This is a genomic window from Synechococcus sp. Cruz-7E5, from assembly GCF_024345995.1.
Taxonomy (GTDB): Bacteria; Cyanobacteriota; Cyanobacteriia; order PCC-6307; family Cyanobiaceae; genus Regnicoccus_A.
In genome coordinates, this window is sequence record NZ_JAGQCE010000002.1 from 156,133 (window position 1) to 180,894 (window position 24,762).

27 protein-coding genes are annotated in these 24,762 nt (G+C 66.8%); 8 read left to right on the top strand and 19 right to left on the bottom strand.

Features of this window, described 5'->3' with window-relative positions; all coding sequences use genetic code 11:
- Positions 1 to 20 precede the first annotated feature (20 nt).
- The 9 genes from KBY77_RS03525 to KBY77_RS03565 are packed head-to-tail and all read right to left on the bottom strand — an operon-like array spanning position 21 to position 6,785.
- A complete protein-coding gene (locus KBY77_RS03525; RefSeq protein WP_255102208.1) occupies positions 21 to 542 on the bottom strand; it encodes a hypothetical protein in 522 nt (173 codons plus the stop codon).
- Positions 543 to 593: 51 nt separating this feature from the next.
- Complete coding sequence (locus KBY77_RS03530) at positions 594 to 809, bottom strand: hypothetical protein (RefSeq protein WP_255102209.1); 216 nt, start codon at positions 807 to 809, stop codon at positions 594 to 596.
- Between the two features lie 53 nt (positions 810 to 862).
- Complete coding sequence (locus KBY77_RS03535) at positions 863 to 1,468, bottom strand: 5-formyltetrahydrofolate cyclo-ligase (RefSeq protein WP_255102210.1); 606 nt, start codon at positions 1,466 to 1,468, stop codon at positions 863 to 865.
- Positions 1,468 to 1,929 (bottom strand): crossover junction endodeoxyribonuclease RuvC, encoded by a 462-nt coding sequence (ruvC, locus tag KBY77_RS03540; RefSeq protein WP_255102211.1) that lies wholly within the window; start codon positions 1,927 to 1,929, stop codon positions 1,468 to 1,470. Before ruvC ends, KBY77_RS03535 begins: the two co-directional genes overlap by 1 nt.
- 4 nt (positions 1,930 to 1,933) lie before the next feature.
- The gene (gene bchI / locus KBY77_RS03545; protein ID WP_255102212.1) at positions 1,934 to 3,019 is read right to left on the bottom strand and encodes a magnesium chelatase ATPase subunit I; all 1,086 of its coding nucleotides are present in this window, start codon (positions 3,017 to 3,019) and stop codon (positions 1,934 to 1,936) included.
- Positions 3,016 to 4,467: a DUF3370 domain-containing protein gene (locus KBY77_RS03550; RefSeq protein WP_255102213.1), complete on the bottom strand. Its 1,452-nt coding sequence runs from the start codon at positions 4,465 to 4,467 to the stop codon at positions 3,016 to 3,018. The genes bchI and KBY77_RS03550 overlap by 4 nt, the downstream gene beginning before the upstream one ends.
- A gap of 6 nt (positions 4,468 to 4,473) precedes the next feature.
- Positions 4,474 to 5,562 (bottom strand): serine hydrolase, encoded by a 1,089-nt coding sequence (locus KBY77_RS03555; RefSeq protein WP_255102214.1) that lies wholly within the window; start codon positions 5,560 to 5,562, stop codon positions 4,474 to 4,476.
- Positions 5,563 to 5,595: 33 nt separating this feature from the next.
- Positions 5,596 to 6,390 (bottom strand): RNA methyltransferase, encoded by a 795-nt coding sequence (locus KBY77_RS03560; protein ID WP_255102215.1) that lies wholly within the window; start codon positions 6,388 to 6,390, stop codon positions 5,596 to 5,598.
- The gene (locus KBY77_RS03565; protein WP_255102216.1) at positions 6,387 to 6,785 is read right to left on the bottom strand and encodes a cytochrome c; all 399 of its coding nucleotides are present in this window, start codon (positions 6,783 to 6,785) and stop codon (positions 6,387 to 6,389) included. The genes KBY77_RS03560 and KBY77_RS03565 overlap by 4 nt, the downstream gene beginning before the upstream one ends.
- Positions 6,786 to 6,858: 73 nt before the next feature.
- Here KBY77_RS03565 and petG point away from each other — a divergent pair, with 73 nt between their 5' ends.
- Positions 6,859 to 6,972, top strand: a complete 114-nt coding sequence (gene petG / locus KBY77_RS03570) for a cytochrome b6-f complex subunit V (RefSeq protein WP_006170345.1) — start codon at positions 6,859 to 6,861, stop codon at positions 6,970 to 6,972.
- Between the two features lies 1 nt (position 6,973).
- On the opposite strand, the gene rsmD is transcribed toward petG, so the two are convergent.
- The 7 genes from rsmD to KBY77_RS03605 all read right to left on the bottom strand — a co-directional run bounded on the left by rsmD (position 6,974) and on the right by KBY77_RS03605 (position 12,983).
- Positions 6,974 to 7,549, bottom strand: a complete 576-nt coding sequence (gene rsmD / locus KBY77_RS03575) for a 16S rRNA (guanine(966)-N(2))-methyltransferase RsmD (RefSeq protein WP_255102217.1) — start codon at positions 7,547 to 7,549, stop codon at positions 6,974 to 6,976.
- Positions 7,546 to 8,178, bottom strand: coding sequence for an imidazole glycerol phosphate synthase subunit HisH (hisH, locus tag KBY77_RS03580; RefSeq protein WP_255102218.1), 633 nt, complete (start codon positions 8,176 to 8,178; stop codon positions 7,546 to 7,548). The genes rsmD and hisH overlap by 4 nt, the downstream gene beginning before the upstream one ends.
- Positions 8,175 to 9,230 carry an LOG family protein gene (locus tag KBY77_RS03585; protein ID WP_255102219.1) on the bottom strand — a complete coding sequence of 352 codons (1,056 nt, stop codon included), beginning with the start codon at positions 9,228 to 9,230 and terminating at the stop codon, positions 8,175 to 8,177. The genes hisH and KBY77_RS03585 overlap by 4 nt, the downstream gene beginning before the upstream one ends.
- 35 nt (positions 9,231 to 9,265) lie before the next feature.
- Positions 9,266 to 9,589 (bottom strand): thioredoxin, encoded by a 324-nt coding sequence (trxA, locus tag KBY77_RS03590; protein WP_006170349.1) that lies wholly within the window; start codon positions 9,587 to 9,589, stop codon positions 9,266 to 9,268.
- A gap of 214 nt (positions 9,590 to 9,803) precedes the next feature.
- Positions 9,804 to 10,967 (bottom strand): GuaB3 family IMP dehydrogenase-related protein, encoded by a 1,164-nt coding sequence (locus tag KBY77_RS03595; RefSeq protein ID WP_255102220.1) that lies wholly within the window; start codon positions 10,965 to 10,967, stop codon positions 9,804 to 9,806.
- Positions 10,968 to 11,038: 71 nt separating this feature from the next.
- Positions 11,039 to 11,407, bottom strand: coding sequence for a CAAD domain-containing protein (locus KBY77_RS03600; RefSeq protein WP_255102221.1), 369 nt, complete (start codon positions 11,405 to 11,407; stop codon positions 11,039 to 11,041).
- A 412-nt stretch (positions 11,408 to 11,819) separates the two neighbouring features.
- The gene (locus KBY77_RS03605) at positions 11,820 to 12,983 is read right to left on the bottom strand and encodes a homocysteine biosynthesis protein (RefSeq protein WP_255102222.1); all 1,164 of its coding nucleotides are present in this window, start codon (positions 12,981 to 12,983) and stop codon (positions 11,820 to 11,822) included.
- A gap of 68 nt (positions 12,984 to 13,051) precedes the next feature.
- On the opposite strand from KBY77_RS03605, the gene gyrA reads away from it, so the two are divergent.
- Complete coding sequence (gene gyrA, locus KBY77_RS03610; RefSeq protein ID WP_255102223.1) at positions 13,052 to 15,655, top strand: DNA gyrase subunit A; 2,604 nt, start codon at positions 13,052 to 13,054, stop codon at positions 15,653 to 15,655.
- Positions 15,652 to 16,890 carry a lycopene beta cyclase gene (crtL, locus tag KBY77_RS03615; RefSeq protein WP_255102452.1) on the top strand — a complete coding sequence of 413 codons (1,239 nt, stop codon included), beginning with the start codon at positions 15,652 to 15,654 and terminating at the stop codon, positions 16,888 to 16,890. The genes gyrA and crtL overlap by 4 nt, the downstream gene beginning before the upstream one ends.
- 15 nt (positions 16,891 to 16,905) lie before the next feature.
- On the opposite strand, the gene KBY77_RS03620 is transcribed toward crtL, so the two are convergent.
- From KBY77_RS03620 to KBY77_RS03630, 3 genes are all read right to left on the bottom strand, one after another.
- Entirely contained in the window at positions 16,906 to 17,349 is a 444-nt protein-coding gene (locus KBY77_RS03620) for a universal stress protein (RefSeq protein ID WP_255102224.1), read from the bottom strand.
- 75 nt (positions 17,350 to 17,424) lie between these two features.
- On the bottom strand, positions 17,425 to 18,444 hold the full coding sequence (locus KBY77_RS03625; RefSeq protein WP_255102225.1) for an acyltransferase: 1,020 nt from the start codon (positions 18,442 to 18,444) through the stop codon (positions 17,425 to 17,427).
- Positions 18,437 to 20,050, bottom strand: a complete 1,614-nt coding sequence (locus KBY77_RS03630) for a glycoside hydrolase family 57 protein (protein WP_255102226.1) — start codon at positions 20,048 to 20,050, stop codon at positions 18,437 to 18,439. Before KBY77_RS03630 ends, KBY77_RS03625 begins: the two co-directional genes overlap by 8 nt.
- A 99-nt stretch (positions 20,051 to 20,149) precedes the next feature.
- Between KBY77_RS03630 and KBY77_RS03635 the strand changes: the two genes are divergently transcribed.
- The 5 genes from KBY77_RS03635 to KBY77_RS03655 all read left to right on the top strand — a co-directional run bounded on the left by KBY77_RS03635 (position 20,150) and on the right by KBY77_RS03655 (position 24,750).
- Positions 20,150 to 20,800, top strand: coding sequence for an NYN domain-containing protein (locus KBY77_RS03635; protein ID WP_315856455.1), 651 nt, complete (start codon positions 20,150 to 20,152; stop codon positions 20,798 to 20,800).
- 39 nt (positions 20,801 to 20,839) lie between these two features.
- Complete coding sequence (locus tag KBY77_RS03640) at positions 20,840 to 22,462, top strand: 2-isopropylmalate synthase (protein WP_255102227.1); 1,623 nt, start codon at positions 20,840 to 20,842, stop codon at positions 22,460 to 22,462.
- Complete coding sequence (locus KBY77_RS03645; RefSeq protein WP_255102228.1) at positions 22,459 to 23,292, top strand: carbohydrate ABC transporter permease; 834 nt, start codon at positions 22,459 to 22,461, stop codon at positions 23,290 to 23,292. The genes KBY77_RS03640 and KBY77_RS03645 overlap by 4 nt, the downstream gene beginning before the upstream one ends.
- Before the next feature lie 152 nt (positions 23,293 to 23,444).
- The gene (locus tag KBY77_RS03650; protein WP_255102229.1) at positions 23,445 to 24,440 is read left to right on the top strand and encodes a sodium-dependent bicarbonate transport family permease; all 996 of its coding nucleotides are present in this window, start codon (positions 23,445 to 23,447) and stop codon (positions 24,438 to 24,440) included.
- A 28-nt stretch (positions 24,441 to 24,468) separates the two neighbouring features.
- A complete protein-coding gene (locus KBY77_RS03655; RefSeq protein WP_255102230.1) occupies positions 24,469 to 24,750 on the top strand; it encodes a P-II family nitrogen regulator in 282 nt (93 codons plus the stop codon).
- The last annotated feature ends 12 nt before the right edge of the window (positions 24,751 to 24,762 follow it).

Sequence of the window (24,762 nt, forward strand, 5' to 3'; positions counted from 1 at the left end):
CCCCAGTGTGGCGCTTGCTCTCAGCCGCGGCGGCGCTGCTGGATCGCCAACCCACCCACCAGAGCGCCCAGCCCGGTGATTCCGCCAATCAGCAGCAGCGATCGGTGTTGATGCACTGAGAGCAGCGTTGGCTTCAGCACCGGATCGGCACTGCTCACCTGATCAAGCTGGGCCTGGCCCGCCTGGGTGGGCACCTCAAGGAAATCCCGGTGTCCGGGACCGGCATCCACCTGCAACTCCCAGTTGCCATCGGCGCCCTTGGGCATGTTGAAGCTGAGGCGCCCCTTGGCATCGATCTGACCCACCTCCACGGGCTGGCCCCCATTGGGGGGCACCAGCCTCACTGTGGCCCCCTCCACGGGTTCACCATTGGAGAAGTGACTTTCGAGCATCAGCCCGTCCCGCAGGGATTCCAGCCGATCCAGGCTGGATTCGATCGCGTGAGCCTCGACCCTGCCTGGAGCCGCGATCAAGCCAACCAATGCCGCCAGGGCCGCCAGGGCGAGCTGGCTGGACAGCCCGGTGAAACGTGGAGTCGTCATCGGCAGGGCGTGGTCGCGTCCGAGGGAAGTGGCTCCAAAACTAAGGCGACTTCAGGAGGCTGACCAGCGGCTGCCGGCAGCCTGACCCTTGCCGGCCTGGACCATGCGCACCATCGAGCTGACCATCATCGAGAGAGCTTCACTCGGCTGGGAGCGGTGGCCCAGCTCAGCGGCCATCACCCGCTCGGGCACCGTGCCGGCCCCGATTGCGGTGGCACCGACCCGACGGGCGGGAGAGGGGCGGGAGTGATCGAAGCTGAGGTCCAAGGAAGTAGGGGCTCGAACCCGGGGATCCTGGCAAAGGATCGGCGCTGGGACGATCAATGCCCTGACCTCTCAACAGGTTGCAACCATTCAATCCCCCCCTCGCTGAGCCAGCCATCGAAGGGAACATCCCACGGGTCCACCGGCAATTGCTCCACCGCGCAGCTGGCTGGGGCCACGATCAGGGCCGGCACTGCCCGCCAGGAGGGATCGGCTCGCAGCCGATCGAACCAACCACCGCCGTAGCCCAGCCGGAAGCCGCGGCGGTCGAAGGCGAGGGCCGGCACCAGCAGCAGGCCAAGGGCCGCGGCTGGTAAAGATGTGCCTGCCGGCACCGGCGCCGGCACCCCCGTGGCATCGGGCCGGAGAGGATCCGTGCTCCCCCAGACCTCGTAGCCGAGCCTCTTCTTGTCTGCCAGAGCCCGGATGGCGGGGAGTGCCAGCCGGCCTGGAAGCGCCCGGGTCAGCTCACGCAGATCCGGCTCACCCGCCAGGGGCCAGTAGAGCCCAAGCCGCTGGTCTGCCCCGAGCAGGGGCGGCACCCCGGTCAGGGCCTGAGCCAGCAGCCGCTTCCGCTGCGCCTCGGGCTGATCAGCCCGCCGCTGGCGAAAATGCCGGCGCCAGACGGGTTTGGGGTCGCCCAGCCCCGGTTCGCCCGCCATCAGCGCTGAAACCAGCCGGTGAGAGCCACGGCGAGGGCATCAGCGGCGTCATCGGGGCGGGGGGGATGCTCCAGCTCCAGTTCCCGCATGACGGCGTCCAGCACGTCGTTCTTGTCGGCATGGCCTGAGCCCGTGAGGGCCAGCTTGATCTGCATCGGCGGGAACTCCACCACCGGCACCTTCAGCCGGGCCAGGGTCATCATCACCACACCCCTGGCCTGCACAACCGAAATCGTGGTGCTGGAGCGGTAGAAGAAGAACTTCTCGACGGAGGCCAGCTCAGGGCTCCAGCGGCGCACCAGCCAGCGCAGATCGCGGGCGATCTCCACCAGCCGCTCACCTTCGGGAGTTCCGGCCTCGGTGCGGATCATCCCGCAATCCAGCAGTCGCTGCGGCGGGCCGGTTTCGATCAGGCCATAGCCGACGCGGGCCAGGCCTGGATCGATGCCGAGGATGCGCAAGGATTCAGGCCGCCAATGCCAGCTGGAAGGCGTCGCGGGCGGTGTCCGCCATCTCGAAGATCTTGCAGAACACCTTGATCACGCGATCGCCGGAGTCGATCTGCTCCAGCGGATCCTTGCGCAGCCGGTGACGCAGGCAGCAGGCCACCACCCGGGCCACGTCCTCGTCGCTCACTTCGGTGCGGCCTTCGAAAGCGGCCAGGGCCCTGGCCGCCCGGTTGGTGACGATGTCGCCGCGCAGTCCGTCCACGTCCAGCTCGCCGCACACAGCCGAGATGCGGATGCGCAGATCAGGGTCGATCATTACCTGGGGGAGCCGATGCTGGGCCTGCACCACCCGCTCCTGCAGCGCCTCCTGGGCGCCCTGGTGATGGCTGTTGAAGCCGTCAGGATCGCTGTCATAGCCAGTGCGCTGATCCACCACCTGCACCCGCAGCTCCGGATCGCGCACCGTGCGCACCTCCACGCTCATGCCGAAGCGGTCCAGGAGCTGGGGGCGCAGTTCCCCTTCCTCGGGGTTGCCGGAGCCGATCAGCACGAAGCGAGCCGGATGGCGCACCGACACCCCCTCCCGCTCCACCGTGTTCCACCCGGACGCGGCCGAATCCAGAAGCACGTCCACCAGGTGGTCGTCGAGCAGGTTCACTTCATCGACGTAGAGCAGGCCCCGGTTGGCCTTGGCCAGCAGGCCCGGCTCGAAGGCCCTAACCCCTTCGCTCAGGGCTTTCTCGATGTCGATCGTGCCGCAGAGGCGGTCTTCGGTGGCGCCCAGGGGCAGATCCACCATCGGCACCTGGCGCCGCTCCACCGGCAGCGTTTCGCCGTTTTCAGCCCGCTGGCGCACCTCGGCGCTCTGGAGGTCGGGGTCGCTGGGGGAGCTGTTGTAAGGGTCGCCGGCAACGACATCGATCTCCGGCAGCAGATCCGCAAGGGCGCGGATAGCGGTGGACTTGCCCGTGCCCCGGTCGCCCATGATCATCACCCCACCGATGCGGGGATCGATCACGTTCAACAGCAGTGCGAGCTTCATCTCCTCCTGGCCGACGATGGCGGTGAAGGGGAACGCCCTGCGTTTGCGGGTCTGACTCACGGACGGGGGGCCGGCACGGATTCGGATTGTTTCACAGCTGCCTGTGGGAGCGCAGGAGCGGGCAGCAGGCTCAGCACCTGAGGGGGGGTGGCGTCGGCGGGGTAGATCAGCCGCACCCTCACCTGCCGCTGCTGTCCGGGGGCCAGGCTGATGCGCCCAAGACTCGGGCCCTTCTCTCCCTGGCGCTGAACAAGATGGAACCAGCGCCGGCCGGCGGGTCGGCCTGCCGGCCCATCGAGTCCACTCACCTCCACCGTGCCGCGGAAGACCACGGCCCGCGGCGGGGTGACGTTGAAGCGCAGGCCACCTTCGGCCTTGTCGGTCTTGCGAGGGGATTCCAGGGCCAGATCGAGGGCCACTGGCCCCTTGCTGTCGTTCACCAGGGGGAGTGTCAGGTCGTATTCCACTCCGTAGTTGCCGTGGGCGGCCCAGGCGGTTCCCGGGTAGAAGGCCTGGAGCTCGGCGGTCTGGACCTGACCGCTGCCCAGGCTGCCCCGCTCCAGCGAAGCGATCGGCCACGACACGGGCGCACTGCGGACGGAGAGCAGCTTGGTGCCTGGATCGGTGAGTCTGGCGATCCAGCGGCTGCCGGTCTGCACCCCGCTCACCCTCGAGTAGATGATGCCCCCGGTCTGCCCCCTGGGCGTGGGCACATGCTCTTTGGCGCTGAGCCCTGCGCGCAGCAGGCCGCTCCAGACGTCCGGCCCCGGCGCCTGCTCGCCCCCGAAGGCGGCCAGTGTGGCCATCTGCACGGGGCCGTCACTCTCCAGCCGCAGTTGCAGGTTGCGGCCATTGAGCAGGGGATCCAGCCCTTTCACGGGAATCGGCAGGGCCAGCAGGGTGGTGAGCTGGCCCGGGGCCAGGGTCCATTCCTGGGGAATCCCGTCGCCTCGGCGGTTCTGGAGCAGTTCAGCCGCCACCCGTGAGCCGGGACCAGCGAATACCGAACTGCCGTCGTGGGACATCAGCGCAGGCAGGGGCAGGAAGGGGGCCGCAGGTTGGCTTGGATCGCTCGACTGGGAGAGGGCCGTGGATCCGCCCAGCACGCGCAGCCGCACCGGCTTGCTGTTCACAGGGGCCGCCACCACCCCCAGCCAGAGCACCGAGTCGAGGGTTTCGGGACGCCCGGCATAGACGTGGTGGCTGAACAGGTCGAAGCGCCCTTGCAGGGGAACGTTCAGGTGCGCGTCGGGGCTCGAGAAGGGCTGACCGGAGAGGGTCCCGCGGCCGTTGAAGGTGGAGAGCAGAATGCCGGGCTGGATGATCAGCTCGGGGTTGTTGTCGTTGACGACCGCCACCCGGTCGAGCCCGCCGCTGAGTGGACGTACCTGCTGAGCCCTCAGCTCGGTACTGGGGGGCTGTGCCGCTGCAGGGGCCGTTGCCGGGGCTTGGGCCTGGGCCGCGCCGGCCGAGAGCAGCAGCCCGGCGGCCATGGTCAGGAAAGGCATCAGGGCTCAGCGCGGTTGGGATGAGGGGTCGCTGCGACCCACGAGGGTCTGGCTCACGGCGGCGGCCATCGCGCGGATCAGATCGGTGGAGCGGGGATCGTTGAACGGTCCTTTGACCATGAACCCTGCTACGGCTCTCTTGCCGTTGGGCAGTTCGATCAGCCCGGCGTCGGAGTAGGCGATGCCGATGTCGCCGGTTTTGTTGAGCACGGTCACTCCCCGGGCCATCAGCTCGCTGTCGGGGTCGCTGGAGGTGCCCCCCAGACCCTTGAGCAGACCTGCGGGCAGCAGGGTGTTGGTGCGGGAGGTCGCCATGATCGTGCGGAAATGGTCGCGGGCCCGGGGGCTGAGTTTCTCGCCGATGTCAACCAGAGCGATCGAGCGGGCCAGGTCGCGGGGGCTGGTGGTGTTGGTGCCTTCGAGATCGGGCAGCCAATTGTTGATCACCGTGGCGGGAAGGCCAAGGGCCTGGAAATGGGCATTGGTGGCGGCCTTGCCCCCGAGACGTTTGATCAGAAGATTGGTGGCGCTGTTGTCGCTCACCCGGATCATCTCGGTGGCGGCCTCATAAAAGGGGAAGCGGGTGCCCAGCGGCCGGCTGGCCATCCAGCCGGCTCCCCCACCCATCACCTCCTTTGTGAGGGGCAGCGGCTCGTTCCAGCGAAGCTTGCCGGCGTCCAGGTCGTCGAGCGCCGCCAGCAGGATGGGGGTCTTGATCGAGCTGGCCGCTGGCAGGGGTGTGTCGGGATTGAGCTGGGCGAAACGGCCGTCATCGAGAACCAGCAGGAAGCCGCCCACCTTGAGATCCTTCTGCTCGGCGGCCAGGGCCTTCCAGCTCTGGCTGAGCTTGGTGAGCTCCACCCTGGGCTCGAAGCGGCCCAGGGCCAGCCCCCCCCTGGGGGTGGGCACTGGTGAGCTGGCGCTGCTTGCCTTGGGGGCTTCCATCGCCCCCTGGGCCAGCTTCGGAGCCAGTTGTTTCAAGGCGGTGCCGGTGAGCACACCGAGGCCGAGGCCCATCACCAGCAGACGCAGGATGAGGGCGAGGGGTTGGAACCAGCCGGGGGATCCGGAACGGGGGGAGCGGCCCGTACGCACGATGCAGCCAGGGGCGACGGAGATGGCAGGACCTTAGGGGGTTCCCCGCTGGCTGGCCCAGCGCAGCTGACGGACCATGCCCCTGACCAGGGCCACTTCCTCGGCGCTGATCTGGGCACGCTGCAGCAGCGCCCGCAGCTTGGCCATCCGGGCATGGGCCGTGTGAGGGAGCACAAACCCCACTTCCAGCAGCAGTTCCTCGGCATCGGCGAGGGCGGCTTCGAGCAGCTCCCGAGCAGCGGGTTCTGGCCCGATCGACTGGGCCGGGCCGCCTGGTCGGCGTTCACTGTCTCCCTGCTGGCAGCGGCGCAGTTCGTGCAGGGTGATGGCAACCGCATGGGACAGGTTGAGTGAGGGGTAGCAGGCGTCGGTGCCGATCCGCAGGATGCGGCCCGCCTGGAGCAGTTCGTCGGTGCTCAGGCCCCGGTCCTCCCGCCCGAAGACCAGCGCCCCGGCGCTGTCCCGTCGCGCTGGCTCAGGCCGGCTCGGGCTCGGGTGACCCAGCAACCAGGGGATGGCCTGGGCTGGCCCTTCGATTGGCACCGCCTGGGAGTCCACCCGTCCGTTGGCAGCGACCACCCGGGTGCGGTCGGCGATGGCTGACGCCAGATCCGGATAGACCCGGGCACCTTCAAGCAACGCTCCAGCGTGGACAGCCATGCGCCGGGCTTCCTCGCCGAGGTGATCGCAGCGGGGGGCCACCAGCCGCAGGTCGTGAAGCGCGAAATTGGCGCAGAGCCTGGCCACACTGCCCACATTCAGGGGGCCGGCGGGCTCCACCAGCACCAAGGCCAGCTCTGGGCACTCGGGCGCCGAACCGGCCCTCACTCCAGGCTGTGCAGATGGGCCAGCAGGTCGGCCATGGCCTGGGGTTCGGGCTGGAAGCGCGGCATCGGCGGAGTGCGGCCGCTCACCACCTGGCGGATCAGCTGGCGGTCGCTGCGGCGCTTGCTGACCCCATGCAGGCTGGGACCCACCAGCCCCTGGGCGGCGATGCCGTGACAGCCGGCGCAGTTCATCCGAAACAGCCGACCACCAGTTTCAGCGGAGCCCGAGAGTTCAAGAGTGCGGCGGGTGTACGGGTCGCTGCGGGCCGCCGGAAGGATGAGCAGCAGCAGCAGGATGCAGCCGGCTGCTGCCAGCAGCACCAGGGCGGTGATCAGGCCCTGGCGCTGAACCGGCGCCTGGGTGGTCTCCAGGATGGTGGAAGGATCGCCGGTCACGGATCACTCGGAAGACCCTCCCAGCCTGCCTTGGCCGTGGGAGAATTGCGGAAGGCAAATCTTCCGGCTCTCGATGATTGAACCCCTCCTCTGCGGCATCGTTCTGGGTTTGATCCCGATCACCCTGGTGGGACTGTTCGTGGCGGCCTGGAACCAGTACCGCCGTGGCAGCGCTCTGGGCGGCTGAGTCAGGCCGCAGGCACCAGGATCATCAGGCCGCAACTGCCATAGCGCCGCTGGTCGCTGAGCTGCCAGCCGTAAGGCACCTCCGGATAAGTCTGGCTTGAGCATTCCCACAGCAGCCGTCCCCCCTCGGCCAGCCAGCCGGACGCGGCCACAGCCTCGGCGATCGGCGCATAAAGACCTGACGCGTAGGGGGGATCTGCGTAGATCAGATCGAAGCCGCCCTCTGCTTCCTCCCCCAGTTGTTGCGCTGGGCCATGCATCAGCCATTGCGGCAGGTCGGCTCTGATCACGCGTAGGTCGCTGGCCGGATTCATACCAGCGTTGACGGCCTCCAGATTGCGCCGGGCGATGCCGAGGGTTGTCCGGTCGTGATCGATGGCCACCACCAGCCTGGCGCCCCTTTGCAGGACCTCGCAGCCCATCACCCCGCTGCCGCAGCAGAGATCGAGCCAGCGGCAACCACTCAGTTCACTCGCCAGCAGGTTGAGCACCGCCAACCGCACCCTGGAGCTGGTCGGGCGGGTGTGCTGCCCTGTCGGGCTGAGCAATTTGCGACCGCCACTCAGCCGCAGGCTCATGCCCCGTCCTTTCCCACCCAGGCCAGCCAGCGCTCAAGCATGCGCTGCCCTTGGGGACCAGACTTTTCGGGGTGAAACTGGCAGGCCGCCAGGGCTCCCTGCCACACCGCCGCGGTCACAGGCTGATCGGCGAACAGCACCTCTGCCGTGGTGCAGGCCGGGTCATCGGGAGCGGCGGCGTAGGAGTGCACGAAATAGACCCAGGCGGCTGAATGGCCCTCTGGCAGCAAGGGGCTCGGATTGGTGGAGATCAGGGGGGCCCAGCCCATGTGGGGGATCGGATGCCCCGGAGTGGACGGTAGGGACCGCACCCTGCCCTTGAGCAGTCCGAGGCCTGGCGCTTCTCCCTCCTCGCTCCCCTCGAACAGCAACTGCAGCCCCAGGCAGATCCCCAGCAGGGGGCGCTCCCTGGCGCTCCATTCCCGCACTGGATCCGCCAGTCCGGCCTGGTGGAGGCGCTCCATGGCCGGGTCGAATGAACCCACCCCCGGCAGGATCAGGGCGGTGCAGGTCTCCATCGCGGGGGCGTCCAGTACGGGAATCAGCTCGGCGCCAAGACGCTCCACAGCCCGGGCCACCGAATGCAGGTTGCCCATCCCGTAATCGATCAGGCCGATCCGCAGGCTCATGGCTGTGGCTCCAGGCAGCTGCGTTGCTCCGGATGGATCAGGTCGTCGCAACGGGGCAGATCGAGGGCGTTGATGGCGGCGATGAGCTGGTAGAGGCGGCCGACGCGGCGTTGATCAAAGTCGAACTGGAGGCAGGGCCGCAGGCGATCGTTGTCGTCGCAGCTTTCCCCCAGCTCGAAATCGCCGCTTCGCAGCAGATCCCGGAAGCCGGAGCGGATGGTCAGCAGATCAGCCTCCGCCAGAGGCACGTGCAGCAGCAGCTCCAGCCCATCGTCGGTGACGCGGGTGGTGTGGAACACCCGATAGAAGTGGCGGATCAGCTCGATCGCCTCGCGGGCACAGCTGGCGTGGCTGAGCAGGCCCCTGTCGTCTGGACCGATCAACCCATCGCGCTCGAGGCCGGTGAGGAGGTCCTGAGGCCAGTCCTGCCATAGCTCATGGCCCGGCGGTGCCAGCAGCACCACCGGAATCGGAGCGGTGCGTCCTGTCTGGATCAGGGTGAGTGCTTCGAACAGTTCATCGAGGGTGCCGAAGCCGCCGGGGAGCACCACCAGGGCATCGCTCTCACGCAGGAAGAAGAGTTTGCGTGTGAAAAAGTAACGAAAATGAACCAGGCGGTCGCCTGCTGCTGCGACGTAGGGGTTGGGTTCCTGCTCAAAGGGCAGCTGGATGTTGAGCCCGAAGCTGTGCTCCGCCCCCGCTCCCCGGTTCGCCGCTTCCATCACCCCGCCGCCAGCGCCGGTGATCACATCGAAGCCGCTGGCCATGGCCTCACGACCGACTTCCTCGGCCAGCTGGTAGGTGGAGCTCTCCGGCAGGCTGCGGGCCGATCCGAACACCGCCACCTTGCGGGTGGTGCGGTGGGGGTGGAAGGCAGCCAGAGCCTCATGCAGATCGCTGAGGGCACCGGAGATCAGCTGCCAGTCGTCGGTTTCATCGGCGATGCTGGCCATCTCCAGGATCGAGTGGAGCGAGCGCTCGATCAGCAGGCGATGGGGGTTGTTAACCAGGGAATGGCCCAACCGCTCCAGTGAGGGAGAGGCTGGGGTCATCAATGACGCTGAGGCGGGGGAAGTGGAGGGAATGCTCAGAGGTATTTGGCGATCGTGCCGGAAAGGGTGTTCTTGGGAACCGCGCCCACAACGGTGTCCACTTTCTGCCCACCCTTGAAGATCATCAGGGTGGGGATGCTGCGGATGCCGTACTGGCTGGCGACGTTGGGGTTCTCGTCGGTGTTGAGCTTGTAGACCTTCAGCTTGCCCTCGAATTCCTTGGCGATTTCGTCGACGATCGGGGCCACCATGCGGCAGGGACCGCACCAGGGGGCCCAGAAATCGACCAGCACGGGCACGTCACTCTTGAGCACATCCAGCTCAAAGGAAGCATCGGTGACGGCAGTGGCGCTGGACATTCGAGGGAGGAGACAAGGTACCTGGAATCTAGCAACGAGGACCCGGAATCCCCGCTGACGGCGGAGCAACCGTAGGAAGACAAAATGCCCGGACGCGCCGGGCGGGTTGGTGTGAGGAGTGTGCGAGCCGGAGCCCCCACACCTTGAGGTTAACGCCCATCTTCGCCGGGATTCTGTCGTTTCGGGCTGGAATCAAGAGCCCAGGTGTGGAGGACTACTTGCCCATGCCCAGCTGCTGGGCTTTCTGGTACACCTTCCCCTCGGTGAGCAGGGATGGGGCCACCACCACCTCGACCTGCTGCATTTCCTTGATGGTGCGCGCGCCAAGAGTGCCCATCGAGGTTCGCAGGGCCCCGAGGAGGTTCTGGGTGCCGTCGTCGAGGCTGGCAGGCCCGCGCAGAATCTTCTCCAGACTGCCGGTGGTTCCCACGCTGATCCTGGTGCCCCTGGGCAGCACCGGACTGGGGGTGGCCATGCCCCAGTGGAAGCCACGCCCGGGGGCTTCGCTGGCCCGGGCGATCGGTGAGCCGATCATCACCGCATCGGCTCCGCAGGCGATGCATTTGCAGATGTCACCACCGGTGACGATGCCGCCGTCGGCGACGATCGGCACGTAAATACCTGTCTCCCGCTCGTGATCGTCGCGCGCGGCAGCGCAATCGGCGACCGCCGTGGCCTGAGGGATGCCCACGCCCAGCACACCCCGCGACGTGCAGGCGGCGCCGGGGCCGATGCCCACCATCACGGCTGCCGCGCCCGCGCGCATCAGCTCGAGAGCCACGTCATAGGTGACACAGTTGCCGATCACCACGGGAATGCCGAAATCGCGGCAGAGCGTGGCCAGATCGAGGGTCTCGCGTCCGGCAGGGCCGATGTGATCGGTGGAGACGACGGTGGCCTGGACAAAGAAGAGGTCGGCGCCAGCTTCTGCCACCACCTGGCCGAAGCGCAGAGCCGCGGCTGGGGTGGCGCTGACGGCGGCGATGCCACCAGCGCTCTTGATCGCTGCGATGCGCTGGCGGATCAGGTCCTCCCGCACGGGCTGGGCGTAGAGCTCCTGCATCAGGGGCACGAAGGCCTCCTTGCCCACCTCAGCAATGCGATCGAGGATCGGGTTCGGGTCGTCGTAGCGGCACTGGACCCCCTCCAGGTTCAGCACCCCCAGGGCCCCGAGTCGGGAGAGTTCCACCGCCATTGATACATCCACCACACCGTCCATGGCGCTGGCGATGATCGGGATTTCCCTATCGATGCCGCCGATGCTCCAGCGGCTATCGGTCACCTCGGGATCCACGGTGCGACCGCCGGGCACCAGGGCGATCTCGTCGATCCCATAGGCGCGGCGGACGGTTCGGGATCGACCTAACTGAATGGACACCACTGGGGTTTCTGCAGTCGGGACAAGCTATCAACCGGTCTGGCCCGGTCCAGGCTGCAACGGACCTGGCCTCAGGGCTGGCCGCGGAACGACGCCCAGCGCTCCTTCCACGAGGCCAGCAGCGTCTGACGGTCGCTGCTGCGCACCAGGCGGGTGAGCACGAAGCGGCTCAACCAGATCACCCCGGCCAGCTCCAGCAGGCCGGGAACCAGGGGCAGGCTCTCAATCGCTCCGAGCAGGGCTGCGTAGATCCTGAGCAGAAGCAGCAGGACCACAAAGCCCGCCAGCAGCTTCAGGGGGCCGCTGTACTGCTTCAGCTGCTGCTGGAAGTCACCGCGACTGAACCAGTCACGGACCTTGCCCATGAGCAGATCCCACTCTCCACCTCCGTCCCCGTCGATGCCTGCTTCGCTGGCCGGGATGTGCAGGGTTGTGGCCACGGCTGGATCGGCCGAGGGCTCAACAAACGATGCGGGCGCAGGTTCAGGATCAGGTGGCGATGGAGTTTCATGCTCCTGGACTGGTTGCGGTTCTGTTTCTTGCTCGGGGACCGCTGTGGGCTCGGGTTCTGGAGCTGGTTGCGGTTCAGGCTCCATGGCGGACTCGGTACCAGCGCTCGGCTCGCCATCAGCGCTCGGCTCGGCTTCAGCGGTCACTGCTTCGTCCGGGGCTGATGGACTGGGACCAGGCTGAGCGATGAGCTCAGCCTCACTGAGTTGGGGCGTTGATGGCAGGTCCTGGCTCTCTTCGGGCTCATGGGACGCAGCAGAGGACTCGACCACCGAATTAATGCGCGAAAACGCGGGTGGAGCTTACGCCGTTTCTTCCGGCTTGTCCCTGCCGCTGCTGCGCTCAGCCTTCGAGCGGGATCAGGCCCGGGCGATCACTCAAGGGGAGCAGGGGAAGCCTCAGGGGAAACGAGCCATCGCGCAGGCGCTGGATCAGCCCGGAGCTGATCTCCTCTGCCAGGCGAGGGCTGTGGGCAGGTGCGCAGCGCAGGCGGCGGGCGTCCACCTGGATCTCGCCGGCGAGCAGGTGGCTGTAGGGAACGAAGCCGAAGCTTGGTCGGATGCGGCGGGGAATCGAGAAATCCAGCACTGGGGCCTCGAGCTGGTCGTCGCGGCAGGCTGCCTGGCGGGCCACCGCCAGGTTGATCAGGGGAACCGGTGCCGCGATCGCCACCAGCAGGGCACTGCCATGGCCTTCGAAGTGGCAGGGGCGGATCCACTCAGCCCTGAGCTCCGCCAGATCGACGCTCACCGCCGCCACGGCCCCCGGCCCGCGGGCATGGCCGCTCGGCAACCGCCTGATCTGGGGCTGGTGGCCGCTGCCGGCACCGATCACCCAGCCGATCGCTCCTCCCACCAGCACGGGCGAGCCGGGGCCGAGCAAGCTGAGGCCAGGCATGGTCAGACCGATGCTGCGGCAGCCGCCACTGCTGTAGAGGGCGCTGCCGTAAGGGCCCAGCAGGGGGCCGTAGGGGCTGTGGGTGACCCCTTCGGCGCTGCTCACCGCCACGATGCCGTTTTCGCTGATGGCGCGATGCAGCAGCAGGCGTGCCACGCCAAGGCGTTCGAGCTGGAGGCGGGTCTGGAGCTCACGGCGAGGGTGCAGGGCCGTGCCTTCACCGCTGGCCACCAGCTCCACCTCCTGGCCAGCCAGCAGCTTGCCCAGCACCTGGGCGCCGCCCCGGCGCTCCGGGTCCGAGATCCCGCCCCCGATCGGCAGGGTCAGGCCACCGCTGCCGCTGGCTCCCAGGGCTGTGACCCCGTCCAGCCGCGCTTCGCGCAGGCGCATGGGGGGATCACAGGGGCCAAGGCTGAGCTGGAGCGTGGCCTGGTCGGTGAACTCGGCGTTGGCCGCCACCACCACGTCGGTGCAGGCGTAGGCCGCCTCCAGTCCCTCGGCGGCCACCAGGGCACGGAAGTCCATGCCGCTGAGCACCGCCAGGTCGCCGGCGTTCTGGCGCTCCCGCAGCTGAGCTTCTGTGCGGGAGCGGGGGGGGGCGGAGCCCATCGGCGCTGGCAACCACGAGGGGGTGGACCCAGCCTCGCTTAACCTGGCCTTCGGCATTGTGGTGCGAGATGGCGGATCCAACGGGTCCCGGCGAGTCCGACGGACGGATCATCCAGACCGACCTGCGCAATGAGATGTCGCGCTCCTATCTGGAGTACGCGATGAGCGTGATCGTGGGCCGGGCTCTGCCCGACGCCCGCGACGGGCTCAAACCGGTGCACCGGCGCATCCTCTACGCGATGTACGAGCTCGGCCTCACCAGCGACCGGCCTTACCGCAAATGCGCCCGGGTGGTGGGCGAGGTGCTTGGCAAATACCACCCCCATGGAGATACGGCCGTCTACGACGCCCTGGTGCGCATGGCCCAGGACTTCTCGATGCGCATGCCGCTCATCGACGGCCACGGCAACTTCGGCTCGGTCGACAACGATCCCCCGGCCGCAATGCGGTATACCGAATCGCGGCTGCAGGCACTTACCACAGACAGCCTGCTCGAAGACATCGAAGCGGAAACCGTCGATTACATCGACAATTTCGACGGCTCCCAGCAGGAACCCACGGTGATGCCGGCGCGGGTGCCGCACCTGCTGCTGAATGGCTCTTCGGGCATCGCGGTGGGCATGGCCACCAACATCCCGCCCCACAACCTCACCGAACTGATCAATGGTCTGCTGGCCCTGATCGCCGATCCGGAGATCGAGGACCGGGCCTTGCTGGCCCTGATTCCCGGTCCTGATTTTCCCACCGGCGGTCAGATTCTTGGTCGCCGCGGCATCCGCGAGACCTACACCACCGGCCGCGGCTCGGTGACGATGCGCGGTGTGGCATCGATCGAAACTCTGGAAGTCCCCGGTCGGCCGGATCGCGATGCGGTGATCATCACCGAGCTGCCCTATCAGACCAACAAGGCGGCGCTGATCGAGCGCATCGCCGAGATGGTGAACGACAAGAAGCTCGACGGCATCTCCGACATCCGCGACGAGAGCGATCGCGACGGCATGCGCATCGTGATCGAACTGCGCCGGGATGCCTATCCCCAGGTGGTGCTCAACAACCTGTTCAAGCTCACGCCCCTGCAGAGCAACTTCAGCGCCCACATGCTGGCGCTGGTCAATAGCGAACCGGTGTTGCTCACCCTGCGGCGAATGCTGGAGGTGTTCCTCGAGTTCCGCATCGAGACGATCGAGCGGCGCACTCGCTACCTGCTGCGCAAGGCGGAGGAACGGGATCACATCCTGCTGGGTCTGCTGCTCGCCCTGGATCAGCTTGATCCAATCATCGCTCTGATCCGGGCGGCCTCGGATGCGGCCACGGCGCGGTTGCAGTTGCAGGAGCGCCATGGACTCAGTGAGATCCAGTCCGATGCAATTCTGCAGATGCAGCTGCGGCGGCTCACGGCTCTTGAAGCCGACAAGATTCGCCTGGAGCATGAAGATCTTGTCACCAAGATCGCCGACTACAAAGATATTCTGGGCCGGCGCGAGCGGGTGCTTGGACTGATCGAAGCCGAGTTGATTCAGCTGCGGGAGCGCTATCCGTCGGAACGTCGCACCGAGATTCTGGATCTTGAGGGTGGGCTTGAAGACATCGACTTGATCGCCAACGAGCGTTCTGTGGTTTTGCTCACTGAGAACGGCTATCTCAAGCGTATGCCGGTGAGTGAGTTCGAAGCAACCAGTCGCGGCACCCGCGGCAAGGCAGGAACCCGCAGCCAGGGTGAGGAGGCCGTGCGCCTGTTCATCAGCTGCAATGACCACGACACCCTGCTGTTGTTCAGCGATCGCGGCGTGGTCTATGCCGTTCCTGCCTACCGGGTGCCGGTCGGCAGCCGCGGCGCGAAGGGCACCCCGGTGGTGCAGTTGCTGCCGATTCCCCGTGAAGAGCAGATCACTTCGCTGGTGGCGGTGAGTGCTTTCGACGACGATGTTCAACTGCTGATGCTCACCAGCGGCGGCTATATCAAGCGCACTCGGCTTTCGGCTTTCGCCAACATCCGATCCAACGGGCTGATCGCCATCAGCCTTGAAGACGGTGACGCCCTGCGCTGGGCGCGGCTAGCCCTGCCGGGCGACAGCGTGCTGATCGGCTCGCTGAAGGGGATGACCATCCACTTCCGCCTTGTCGATGGCGAACTGCGGCCCCTGGGCCGCACTGCCCGGGGTGTGCGCGCGATGGCCCTGCGGCCGGGAGATGAGCTGGTGAGCATGGACGTGCTGCCGGCTGAACTGGCCGATCAGGTGGCCAGTTCAGCCGCGGTCGAGAGCGACGAGGAGGAGGAGGCTCCGGAAGCTGGCGTCAGCGCCGAGGGCCCCTGGGTGCTGGTGGCGTCCGCCAGTGGGCTGGGCAAGCGGGTGCCGGTGACCCAGTTCCGTCTGCAGCGCCGGGCCGGCCTCGGCCTGCGCGCCATCAAGTTCCGCCGCGACGGGGACGTGCTGGTGGGGTTGACGGTGATGGGCCCCGGGGAGGAATTACTGCTGGTGAGTGAGCGGGGCGTGATCGTGCGCATGCAGGCCGATGCGATACCCCAGCAGTCGCGGGCCGCCACGGGTGTGCGCCTGCAGAAGCTCGACAGCGGTGATCGTCTCAGTGAGGTGGTGCTCGTGCCGCCGGCCCCTGAGGACGAGGAGCTTGAAGGCACCCCTGATGCCTCCACGACACCGGAGTCCCCCTGACGCTTCCCGCCGCGGCCGATGTGCTGGTTCTCGGTGCCGGGCCGGCGGGACTGGCGATCGCCAGTGAGCTCGTCCCTCTCGGACTGAGGGTGATGGGGCTGGCGGCTGACGATCCCGCCAGCCCCTGGCAGAACACCTACGGCATCTGGGCCGCCGAGCTTGACCAGCGCGATATCGCCCATCTCCTTGAGCATCGCTGGTCGAACTGCGTCAGTTATTTCGGTGCTGATCCAGTGGCCCACAGCCACGACTATGGCCTTTTTGATCGCGCGAAACTCCAGACTTACTGGCTGGAGCGCTGCTCCGGCATGGACTGGCGGCGGGGACTGGCTGCTGAGCTGATCCACGACGCAGAGGGCTCCCAGGTGACCACCCGGGAGGGGGAGGTGCTGAGGGCCCGCCTGGTGATCGACACCACCGGCCACGACCCGGTGTTCGTGCGCCGGCCGGCCCTTGGACCCGTGGCCGCCCAGGCTGCTTACGGAATCGTGGGCAGCTTCACGGCGGATCCCGTGCCTCCAGGCCAGTTCGTGCTGATGGACTACCGCAGCGACCACCTGAGCCTTGAGGACCGCCAGGGGCCACCAACCTTCCTGTACGCCATGGACCTGGGCGGGGGGCGCTTTTTCGTGGAGGAAACCTCCCTGGCCCTGGCACCGCCGGTGCCGATCGAGGTGCTCCGTGATCGCCTGCTGAGGAGGCTGGCCCACCGGGGCGTGGCGGTACTGCAGGTGGAGCACGAGGAGCGCTGCCTGTTCCCGATGAACCTGCCGCTGCCCGATCTCAGCCAGAGGGTGCTGGGCTTCGGAGGAGCCGCCAGCCTGGTACACCCCGCTTCGGGCTACATGGTGGGCTCCCTGCTGCGGCGTGCCCCGGGCCTGGCGGCGGCGATCTTCGCCGCCCTGGCCCGGCCTGAGCTCTCCGCCGCCCAGGTGGCTGAGACGGCCTGGGGCGCCCTGTGGACCCCGGAGCTGGTGCGTAAGCACGGCATCTACCAGTTCGGCCTGGAGAAGCTGATGCGTTTCTCCGAGCAGGATCTGCGCGCGTTCTTCAGCACCTTTTTCGCCCTGCCCGAGCAGCAGTGGTACGGCTTTCTGACCAACACCCTCAGTCTCAGCGAATTGGTGTCGGCGATGGTGCGCCTGTTTGCTGCGGCGCCAGCCGATGTGCGCTGGGGGCTGATGCAGCCGAAGGGGCGCGAAGCGGGGTTGCTCTGGCGAGCCCTGCGGGGTTAGCCGCCCCGCGGACGTTCAGCGGAACACCAGGACCGGCAGGGTGGCATGGATCAGCACCCTCTGAGTCTGGCTGCCCAGCAACAATCCACTCAGGCCCCGGCGCCCATGGGAAGCCATGAAGATCAGGTCACAGCCGTGGTGAGTGGCCGCCTCGATGATGGCCTCATGGGGGAGATCGTTGATCACTCCCTCACTGCTGCATGGCACACCGGCGCTTTCGGCCACAGCTTGGGCGTCCGCCAGAATCCGCTCGGCATTTTCCCGTGCCACCAGGCTGAGGTGCTCCAGTGTGCTGGCATCGAGCATGGTTCCGGTGCCCACCATCGACACCGGCAGAACACTGCGGGCATTCAGGAAGGTGATACGGGCACCCATCTCCTTGGCGAATGCCACGGCCCCATGAACAGCCTTCAGGGAGACGTCGGATCCGTCGATGGGAACGAGCAGATGTGAGTACATGGCTGGAGGCCTGGGGTATGGCAAGCCCGAGGAAGTCCTTGTCAAGGAGCGTACGCGGGCTGGTGCCCGAGCTCTTCAGCCAGGGGCGGTGGCTGGCCGCTGAAGCCTTTTCACAGCGGCGTCGTAGAGGGCTTGCCCCGTCCAGGAGACCGCCACGATCACCGGCAGGGCCAGCAGGAGCAGCACGGCGAGCTGAGGGCTTGCGCTGCTGGGGAAACCGCGGCTGGTGAAGAGCAGGAAAATGGGCCGGTGAAAGAGGTACATGAAGAAACTGGCGGTGCTGATCGCCAGGATCAGGGGGGGCAGACGCAGATGGCGGCCCCAGCGTTCACAGACCAGAAAGGTCAGCAGTGGACCGAACACGGCCAGGGGGATGGCATTCAGGCTCTCGTCGATCCGGGCCTGGTGGTGGAAGGAGAACAGGGTGGCCGCCACGGTGGCCAGGGCCGTGAGGGTGATGTTGCGGCCGCTCACCCGCGGCTCCACCAGCGAAGGGGAGAGCACCAGGCCTGCAATGAAGGACGGGAAGTAGAGGAACAGGCGCGGATCCACCCCATCGAGCAGTTTGCCGAGCAGCACGTTGAGGCCGATGATCCCGGCACACACCACCAGCCGGTTCGATGTCCAGCGCCAGGGCGTCTTGCTCAGGCTGTGCACCAGCAGCAGCAGCAACGGGGCGAGCAGATAGAACACCACGATCATCGAGATGTACCAGAGGGTCAGGGGTGGCTCCAGGCTGAAACTCGCAGTCAGCAGCGCTGCCCCGGCGAACTGCCCCGGCTTGAGCAGTCCGCAGAGATCGAAGAGCAGCAGGGCCGCCAGGTAGGGGGGATAGATCCGGATCATCCGTCGCCGGTAGAACCGCCAGACCTCGGCTGCGTTGGTGATCCGGGCCCTGCCGATCAGATGCCCCGAGATGAATACGAACAGCCCCAGCACCACCACTGTCAGCCGGTAGGTGAGGTCGTTTTTGTAGCCATCGATCGAGGGGGCATAACCCAGCAGGTGCCAGAAGCCAACGATCCAGAGGATGCAGGTGGCGCGCATCAGATCGATGGCCTGGTCGCGCCGACGCGGTGCGGGTGAGTTAGGCATGGGTGATGGGACGCTCGTCGGTTGGTGGAGAGGGCTGCTGGCCGCTGACACTGGCCCAGTCCGCCGCGTTCAGCTGGGGAAAGAGACCATCGTCGGTCTCAATGCTCTCGAGCCAGCCAGCGGGCAACGCCGCGCCGGTGTCGATGGCATGCATCAGCCGCCAGAAACGATCGAGATGACGGTGGATCCTCTCCCGGGCCAGTCCGGTGGTGGTGCCGGCCCGAAGGATGAAACTCCAGTCTGAGCTCTGGGCCAGCAGCAGCTCCCGTCCCGCCTGAGTAAGCAGCCTCTTCTGGTGATCCGAGGCCACGCCGCCATTCACCCGCTTCACCATCGCCGCGGAGGCGCGATGCCACTCCGGCACGACCCAGGCATTGCTCTGGTGGAGCCAGTAGTGGTGGTAGCCGCCCTGCCCCCAGCTCGATGGGGAAGGGCGGCAGATCTGCAGGGGCTCCTCCCGCATGAGCGAGCCGCGCAGGCTGCTGAACTCCACCCCTGCGGCAGGCGCCTGGCGGAACAGTTCGGCGAGAAACTGGGGACCCTCGTACCACCAGTGGCCGAACAACTCCGCGTCGAACGGTGCCACCAGCAGGGGGGGACGGGCCATGGCCGCAGCCAGGCTTTCCAGCTCCTCGCTGCGGCCGGCCAGGTAGGCGCTGGCATGCTCCACCGCCCGCTGGGCGGCTGCCTCCGGGTCGTAGGGCAGCTTCTGATCGAGAGCAGAGCCCTGGCTGCTGACTCTGTGCAGTTTCAGCCCCAGGGGCCTGGCGGTGCTGATGCCATGGGCGTGCAGCTCCGCTTCGGGCAGATCCCAGCCCAGGTCGCGGTGAAATTCCCTGTAGTTGCCATCGCCTGGATAGCCTTCCGATGCCGACCACACCGGCAGGGTGGCGGCGCCATCGCGGGCAAAGAAGGCAATGCCGGCAGGCGAGCAGATCGGCGCGTAGACCCCGTAGCGCGGCCGCGGCAATGCATGCAGCAGGCCATGGGCATCGAGCACCGAGTAGCGCAGGCCGCACTGGCGCAGGAGCAGATCAAGACCTTCGTAGTACGCGCACTCCGGCAGCCAGATCCCGAGCGGCCGCTCCCCCAGCAACCGTTGGTGCTCGCGTACGGCATTGATCAGCTGGGCCCGCACGGCTTCGGGGCTGTGGCGCAGCAGCGGCAGGTAGCCGTGGGTGGCTGCGCAGGTGAGCAGGTCGAGCACTCCGTCCTGCTGCAGCTGCCGGAAGCGGTGCAGCAGCTGGCCGCCGCTCTCAATCCAGCTCTGGCGGGTGCTCTCCAGGGTCTCGGCCAGGGCGGTGGCAGCGCTGCGGTGGCTGGATGGGGCCTGCCGCAGTAACAGTTGGCGCTGGGCGAGCCAGGCGGGGAAGCGCGCGATCAGCACTGGATCGCTGATCAGGCTCAGCAGGGTGGGCGAAAGCCCGAGGCTGAGGCAGGGCCGCTGGTCGGGATCATCCCGGCTGTCTTCCAGCACCTGCAGCAGCGGCAGATAGCTCTCCAGCAGGGCCTGGAAGTACCAGTCTTCCTCCAGGGAGCCGGGCTGGCTGTCCCGAACAAAGGGGAGATGGGCATGAAGGACCAGGGCCAGGGTGCCTGTGGCCATCGACCATCCATCAATGAAGCCACCTTACGGGGCACCCTTCTGTGAGTCCTGAAGAACACACGTCTCTACGCTGAAGCGATGAGGCGAGATGGGTTGCAGGTGGATCAAGGCAAGATTCGGCGCGTGGTGATCGTGGATGGCCACGGCATGTTCTATGCCCAGCAGAAGCTGGGCTGGTTCTTCGATCCACGCCGGCTGCTGGAGTTGGCCACCTCCGACGCCGGCGTGGAACTCGATGGCGCCTACTGGTACACGGGCCTGAAGGATCCTGCCGATCAGCGGCCCTTCCGTGATGCGCTCACCAGCCTCGGCTACACGGTTCGCAGCAAACCCCTGCGGGAGTTCGGCGCGGATCCCGACCACCGCCAGTTCGCCCGGGCGAACCTGGATGTGGAGATCTGCCTGGATCTGATGATGGTGGCCCACCGCCTCGATGAGGTCTGGCTGCTGAGCGGCAGCCGGGATCTGGAGCGGGTTGTTGAAACCCTGCGGGCGAAGGGAATCCGGATCACGCTGCTCAACGCCGATGGGATGGTGCCCAGGGAGCTGCGCAACGCCGTGGATGTCTTCCTGGATCTGGCCGGCTGGCGCAAGCAACTGGAGAAGGCCGAAGCGGTCCAGCCGCCGGTGTTTCAGCGTGGCCTGGAGAGCCCGGTGAGGGTCGAGCCGCTCAGCCGGGAGCTGGTGCGCCGTCCGCAGGAGTCTGGGGAGAGCCGTGCCAGCCAGGTGGTGATCTCCCCGCCCCTCTAGGATCGATTCAACTCATAGTCACATCGACTTGCAACGGTCATGGCCAAGGACCCGGGCCGCGTACTGATCTTCGACACCACCCTGCGGGATGGTGAACAGTCCCCCGGTGCCAGCCTCAACCTGGAGGAGAAGCTGGCGATTGCCCACCAGCTCGCCCGCCTTCGCGTCGACATCATCGAAGCCGGCTTCCCCTTTGCCAGCCCTGGTGATTTCAATGCTGTCCAGCGCATCGCCGCCGCCGTCGGCACCCCAGATGGACCGGTGATCTGTGGTCTCGCCCGGGCAGCCCGCGGCGATATCAAGGCCTGTGCCGAGGCGGTGGCCCCCGCAGCCAATCGGCGCATCCATACCTTCATCGCCACCAGCGACATCCATCTGGAGCACAAGCTGCGCAAAAGTCGTGCCGAGGTGGTGGCGATCACCGCGGAGATGGTTGCCTATGCCCGCTCCCTGGTCGATGACGTGGAATTCTCCTGCGAAGATGCGGGCCGCTCTGATCCCCACTACCTCTATGAGGTGATTGAGGCCGCCATCGCTGCTGGCGCCACCACGATCAACATCCCCGACACCGTGGGCTACGCCACCCCGGCCGAATTCGGGAGCCTGATCGCCGGCATCAACCGGCATGTGCCCAACATCGATCAGGCGGTGATCTCCGTGCACGGTCATAACGACCTCGGCCTGGCGGTGGCCAACTTCCTCGAGGCTGTCAAGAACGGAGCCCGCCAGCTGGAGTGCACGATCAACGGCATCGGCGAGCGGGCCGGCAATGCCTCGCTCGAGGAGCTGGTGATGGCGCTGCACGTGCGCCGCGCCTACTTCAACCCCTTCCTCGGCCGAGAGGCCGGCAGCAGTGAGCCGCTGACGGGGGTGCGCACCGAAGAGATCTACAAGACCTCCCGCCTGGTGAGCAACCTCACCGGCATGGTGGTGCAGCCAAACAAAGCGATCGTGGGTGCCAACGCCTTTGCCCATGAATCGGGCATTCATCAGGACGGTGTCCTCAAGAACCGCCTCACCTACGAGATCGTCGATGCCCGCACCATCGGCCTGGCCGACAACCGCATCTCCCTGGGCAAGCTGAGCGGCCGCAGTGCCTTCCGGGCACGCCTGGAGGATCTGGGTTACAGCCTCGATCGCGACGACCTAGACGAGGCCTTCGCCCGCTTCAAGGAACTGGCTGATCGCAAGCGGGAAATCACCGACCGGGATCTGGAGGCGATCGTCAGCGATCAGGCCCAGCAGCCCGAGGCCCGCTACGTGCTCAAGCTGGTTCAGGTGAGCACCGGCACCAACCTGCGGCCCACGGCCACCGTCACCCTCACCACCAGTGATGGCGCCGAGCTGACCGAAGCCGCCATCGGCACCGGTCCGGTCGATGCCGTCTGCCAGGCCCTCAACAGCCTGGCGCGGGTGCCCAACGAGCTGGTGGAGTTCAGCGTCAAGTCGGTCACAGGCGGCATCGATGCCATGGGTGAGGTCACGATCCGCCTGCGCCATCAAGGAGTGCTCTACGCCGGCCATGCCGCCGACACCGACATCGTGGTGGCCGCGGCCCAGGCCTTCGTCAACGCCCTCAACCGGCTGGTGCATGGCATGGAGCGCCAGCCCCTGCATCCCCAGATGGCGTCTGTGCCGGTGGCGGAGCTGCCGCGGCTGTGAAGGAGCAGCGGCCTCTCTGGGCGAGCGCCCTGCAACTGGGTGCCCTGCTGCTGCTGGCCCTGCTGATGCTCGTGCCCCTGCTCTGGCTGGTGAGCACCTCGCTCAAGGGGCCCGCCGAAGACATCTTCTCAACCCCGCCGTCCCTGATTCCGGCCCAGCCGAGCCTGGAGGCCTACGGCCGCCTCTTCGCCGACCATCCCCTGGGCCTCTACCTGTTCAACAGCACGGTGGTCAGCCTGCTGGCGGTTCTGGGCAACCTGCTGTTCTGTTCGCTGGCGGCCTATCCGCTGGCGCGGATGCGCTTCGCCGGTCGGGGCCTGGTGCTTGCCCTGGTGGTGGCCACCATCCTGATTCCCTTCCAGGTGGTGATGATTCCGCTCTATCTGATGATGGTTCAACTGGGCCTGAGAAACACCCTGTGGGCTTTGATTGTGCCCCAGGCAGCCACGGCCTTCGGCATCTTTCTGCTGCGTCAGAGTTTTCTCGGTGTGCCGGTGGAGCTGGAGGAGGCGGCCCGCATCGATGGCTGTACCCCGGCGGGGGAATGGTGGAACGTGATGATCCCCGCCGCCCGGGCCGACCTGATCACCCTTGCGATGTTTGTGTTCATCGGCACCTGGAGTGATTTCCTCTGGCCCCTGGTGATCCTCGATGACCCCAGGCTCTACACACTTCCCCTGGGATTGCAGCAACTGGCCAGCAGCTTCTCCCTCGACTGGCGGCTGGTGGCGGCAGGATCGGTGGTTTCGATTCTGCCGGTGCTTGTGCTGTTCGTACTGCTGCAGCGCTACATCCTCCCCAGCGCCAGCGGCGATGCGGTGAAGGGCTGAGGCGCCTGTCCAGTACACGGTCAAACCCTCTGCCTCTGGCGCTGCCGAGGGTCCCTGTCGTTTCGATCTGTGCTGATCCCATCGGTCGTCCGGCCCCTTCCAGGCCGCGCCGATAGTCTCCCGGTCACGTTCAGCAGGTAGCCGGGCCGCCGATGGAGACCAGCCTGGTTCTGCAGAACCTGCTCTCGCCACCGGTGCTGTTCTTTGCGCTCGGGGTGATCGCGGTGCTGGTGGGATCCGACCTGGAGATCCCGGCACCTCTGCCGAAGCTGTTCTCCCTTTATCTGCTGTTGGCGATTGGCTTCAAGGGGGGTGTGGAGCTGCTGCACAGCGGCCTCGGCCCCCAGGTGATCAGCACGATCGCGGCGGCGATGCTGATGTCGGCTCTGGTGCCCCTCTACAGCTTCCTGGTGCTCAAGCGGCAGCTCGACACCTACAACGCAGCCGCGATCGCCGCCACCTACGGCTCCATCAGTGCCGTCACCTTCATCACGGCGGAGAGCTTCCTGGGCCTCACCGGCATGCCCCACGACGGCTTCATGGTGGCGGCCCTGGCGCTGATGGAATCCCCGGCGATCATCGTCGGCCTGCTGCTGGTGAAGCTGGCTGGGGGGAAGCCGTCGCCGGGAGAGGGGCAGGGCATGCGCTGGGGCGCGCTGCTGCACGAAGCGTTCCTGAACAGCTCTGTGTTCCTGCTTGTGGGCAGTCTGGTGATCGGTGTGCTGGTGGCGGCCTACAGCCCCTCGGGTCTGGAGAAGATGGAGCCCTTCACAGGCAAGCTCTTCTACGGAGCACTCAGTTTCTTCCTGCTCGACATGGGCATCGTGGCGGCCCAGCGGGTGGGAGATCTCAAGCGGGCCGGGGCCTTCCTGATCGGCTTCGCCGTGCTCATGCCCCTGTTCAATGCCGGTGTTGGGCTGGCGGTCTCGTGGCTGCTGGGGCTGCCCCAGGGGGATGCACTCCTGTTCATCGTGCTCAGCGCCAGCGCCTCTTACATCGCGGTGCCAGCAGCGATGCGGATGACCGTGCCCCAGGCCAGCCCGAGCCTCTACATCTCCACGGCCCTGGGGGTGACCTTTCCGTTCAACATCATCGTGGGCATCCCGCTTTATATGGCGATGGTGAGGCTGGTCATCCCTGCCGTCTGATTCCCTGTCTGACTGTCCGGCAATTGCCATGCAACGTCTTGATCTGATCTGCAGCGAACGGGAACTTGAGAAGGTGGTGCACCTGATCGATGCCGCCGGCGCTCCCGGTTACTCGGTTGTCCGTCATGTCACGGGGCGGGGGCCCCATGGCTCGGTCTCGGAATCGATGGAATTCAGTGGCCTGGGCGCCAATGTCCACGTCATGGTGTTCTGCGAGAACGAGGCGATCGAGACCCTCCGCCAGGGGCTGCGGCCGATCCTGGAGTACTACGGAGGAGTTGGCTTCGTCTCCCAGGCCGAGCCGCTCTGAGCACCAGCCCCA

What these genes read in the sequence shown, in the direction of transcription:
- KBY77_RS03525 (WP_255102208.1), bottom strand. Translation starts at nt 542, where the DNA reads ATGACGACTCCACGTTTCACCGGGCTGTCCAGCCAGCTCGCCCTGGCG.
- KBY77_RS03535 (WP_255102210.1), bottom strand. Translation starts at nt 1,468, where the DNA reads ATGGCGGGCGAACCGGGGCTGGGCGACCCCAAACCCGTCTGGCGCCGG.
- KBY77_RS03550 (WP_255102213.1), bottom strand. Translation starts at nt 4,467, where the DNA reads ATGCCTTTCCTGACCATGGCCGCCGGGCTGCTGCTCTCGGCCGGCGCG.
- petG (WP_006170345.1), top strand. Translation starts at nt 6,859, where the DNA reads ATGATTGAACCCCTCCTCTGCGGCATCGTTCTGGGTTTGATCCCGATC.
- rsmD (WP_255102217.1), bottom strand. Translation starts at nt 7,549, where the DNA reads ATGAGCCTGCGGCTGAGTGGCGGTCGCAAATTGCTCAGCCCGACAGGG.
- hisH (WP_255102218.1), bottom strand. Translation starts at nt 8,178, where the DNA reads ATGAGCCTGCGGATCGGCCTGATCGATTACGGGATGGGCAACCTGCAT.
- KBY77_RS03585 (WP_255102219.1), bottom strand. Translation starts at nt 9,230, where the DNA reads ATGACCCCAGCCTCTCCCTCACTGGAGCGGTTGGGCCATTCCCTGGTT.
- trxA (WP_006170349.1), bottom strand. Translation starts at nt 9,589, where the DNA reads ATGTCCAGCGCCACTGCCGTCACCGATGCTTCCTTTGAGCTGGATGTG.
- KBY77_RS03605 (WP_255102222.1), bottom strand. Translation starts at nt 12,983, where the DNA reads ATGGGCTCCGCCCCCCCCCGCTCCCGCACAGAAGCTCAGCTGCGGGAG.
- gyrA (WP_255102223.1), top strand. Translation starts at nt 13,052, where the DNA reads ATGGCGGATCCAACGGGTCCCGGCGAGTCCGACGGACGGATCATCCAG.
- KBY77_RS03620 (WP_255102224.1), bottom strand. Translation starts at nt 17,349, where the DNA reads ATGTACTCACATCTGCTCGTTCCCATCGACGGATCCGACGTCTCCCTG.
- KBY77_RS03625 (WP_255102225.1), bottom strand. Translation starts at nt 18,444, where the DNA reads ATGCCTAACTCACCCGCACCGCGTCGGCGCGACCAGGCCATCGATCTG.
- KBY77_RS03630 (WP_255102226.1), bottom strand. Translation starts at nt 20,050, where the DNA reads ATGGCCACAGGCACCCTGGCCCTGGTCCTTCATGCCCATCTCCCCTTT.
- KBY77_RS03640 (WP_255102227.1), top strand. Translation starts at nt 20,840, where the DNA reads ATGGCCAAGGACCCGGGCCGCGTACTGATCTTCGACACCACCCTGCGG.
- KBY77_RS03650 (WP_255102229.1), top strand. Translation starts at nt 23,445, where the DNA reads ATGGAGACCAGCCTGGTTCTGCAGAACCTGCTCTCGCCACCGGTGCTG.
- KBY77_RS03655 (WP_255102230.1), top strand. Translation starts at nt 24,469, where the DNA reads ATGCAACGTCTTGATCTGATCTGCAGCGAACGGGAACTTGAGAAGGTG.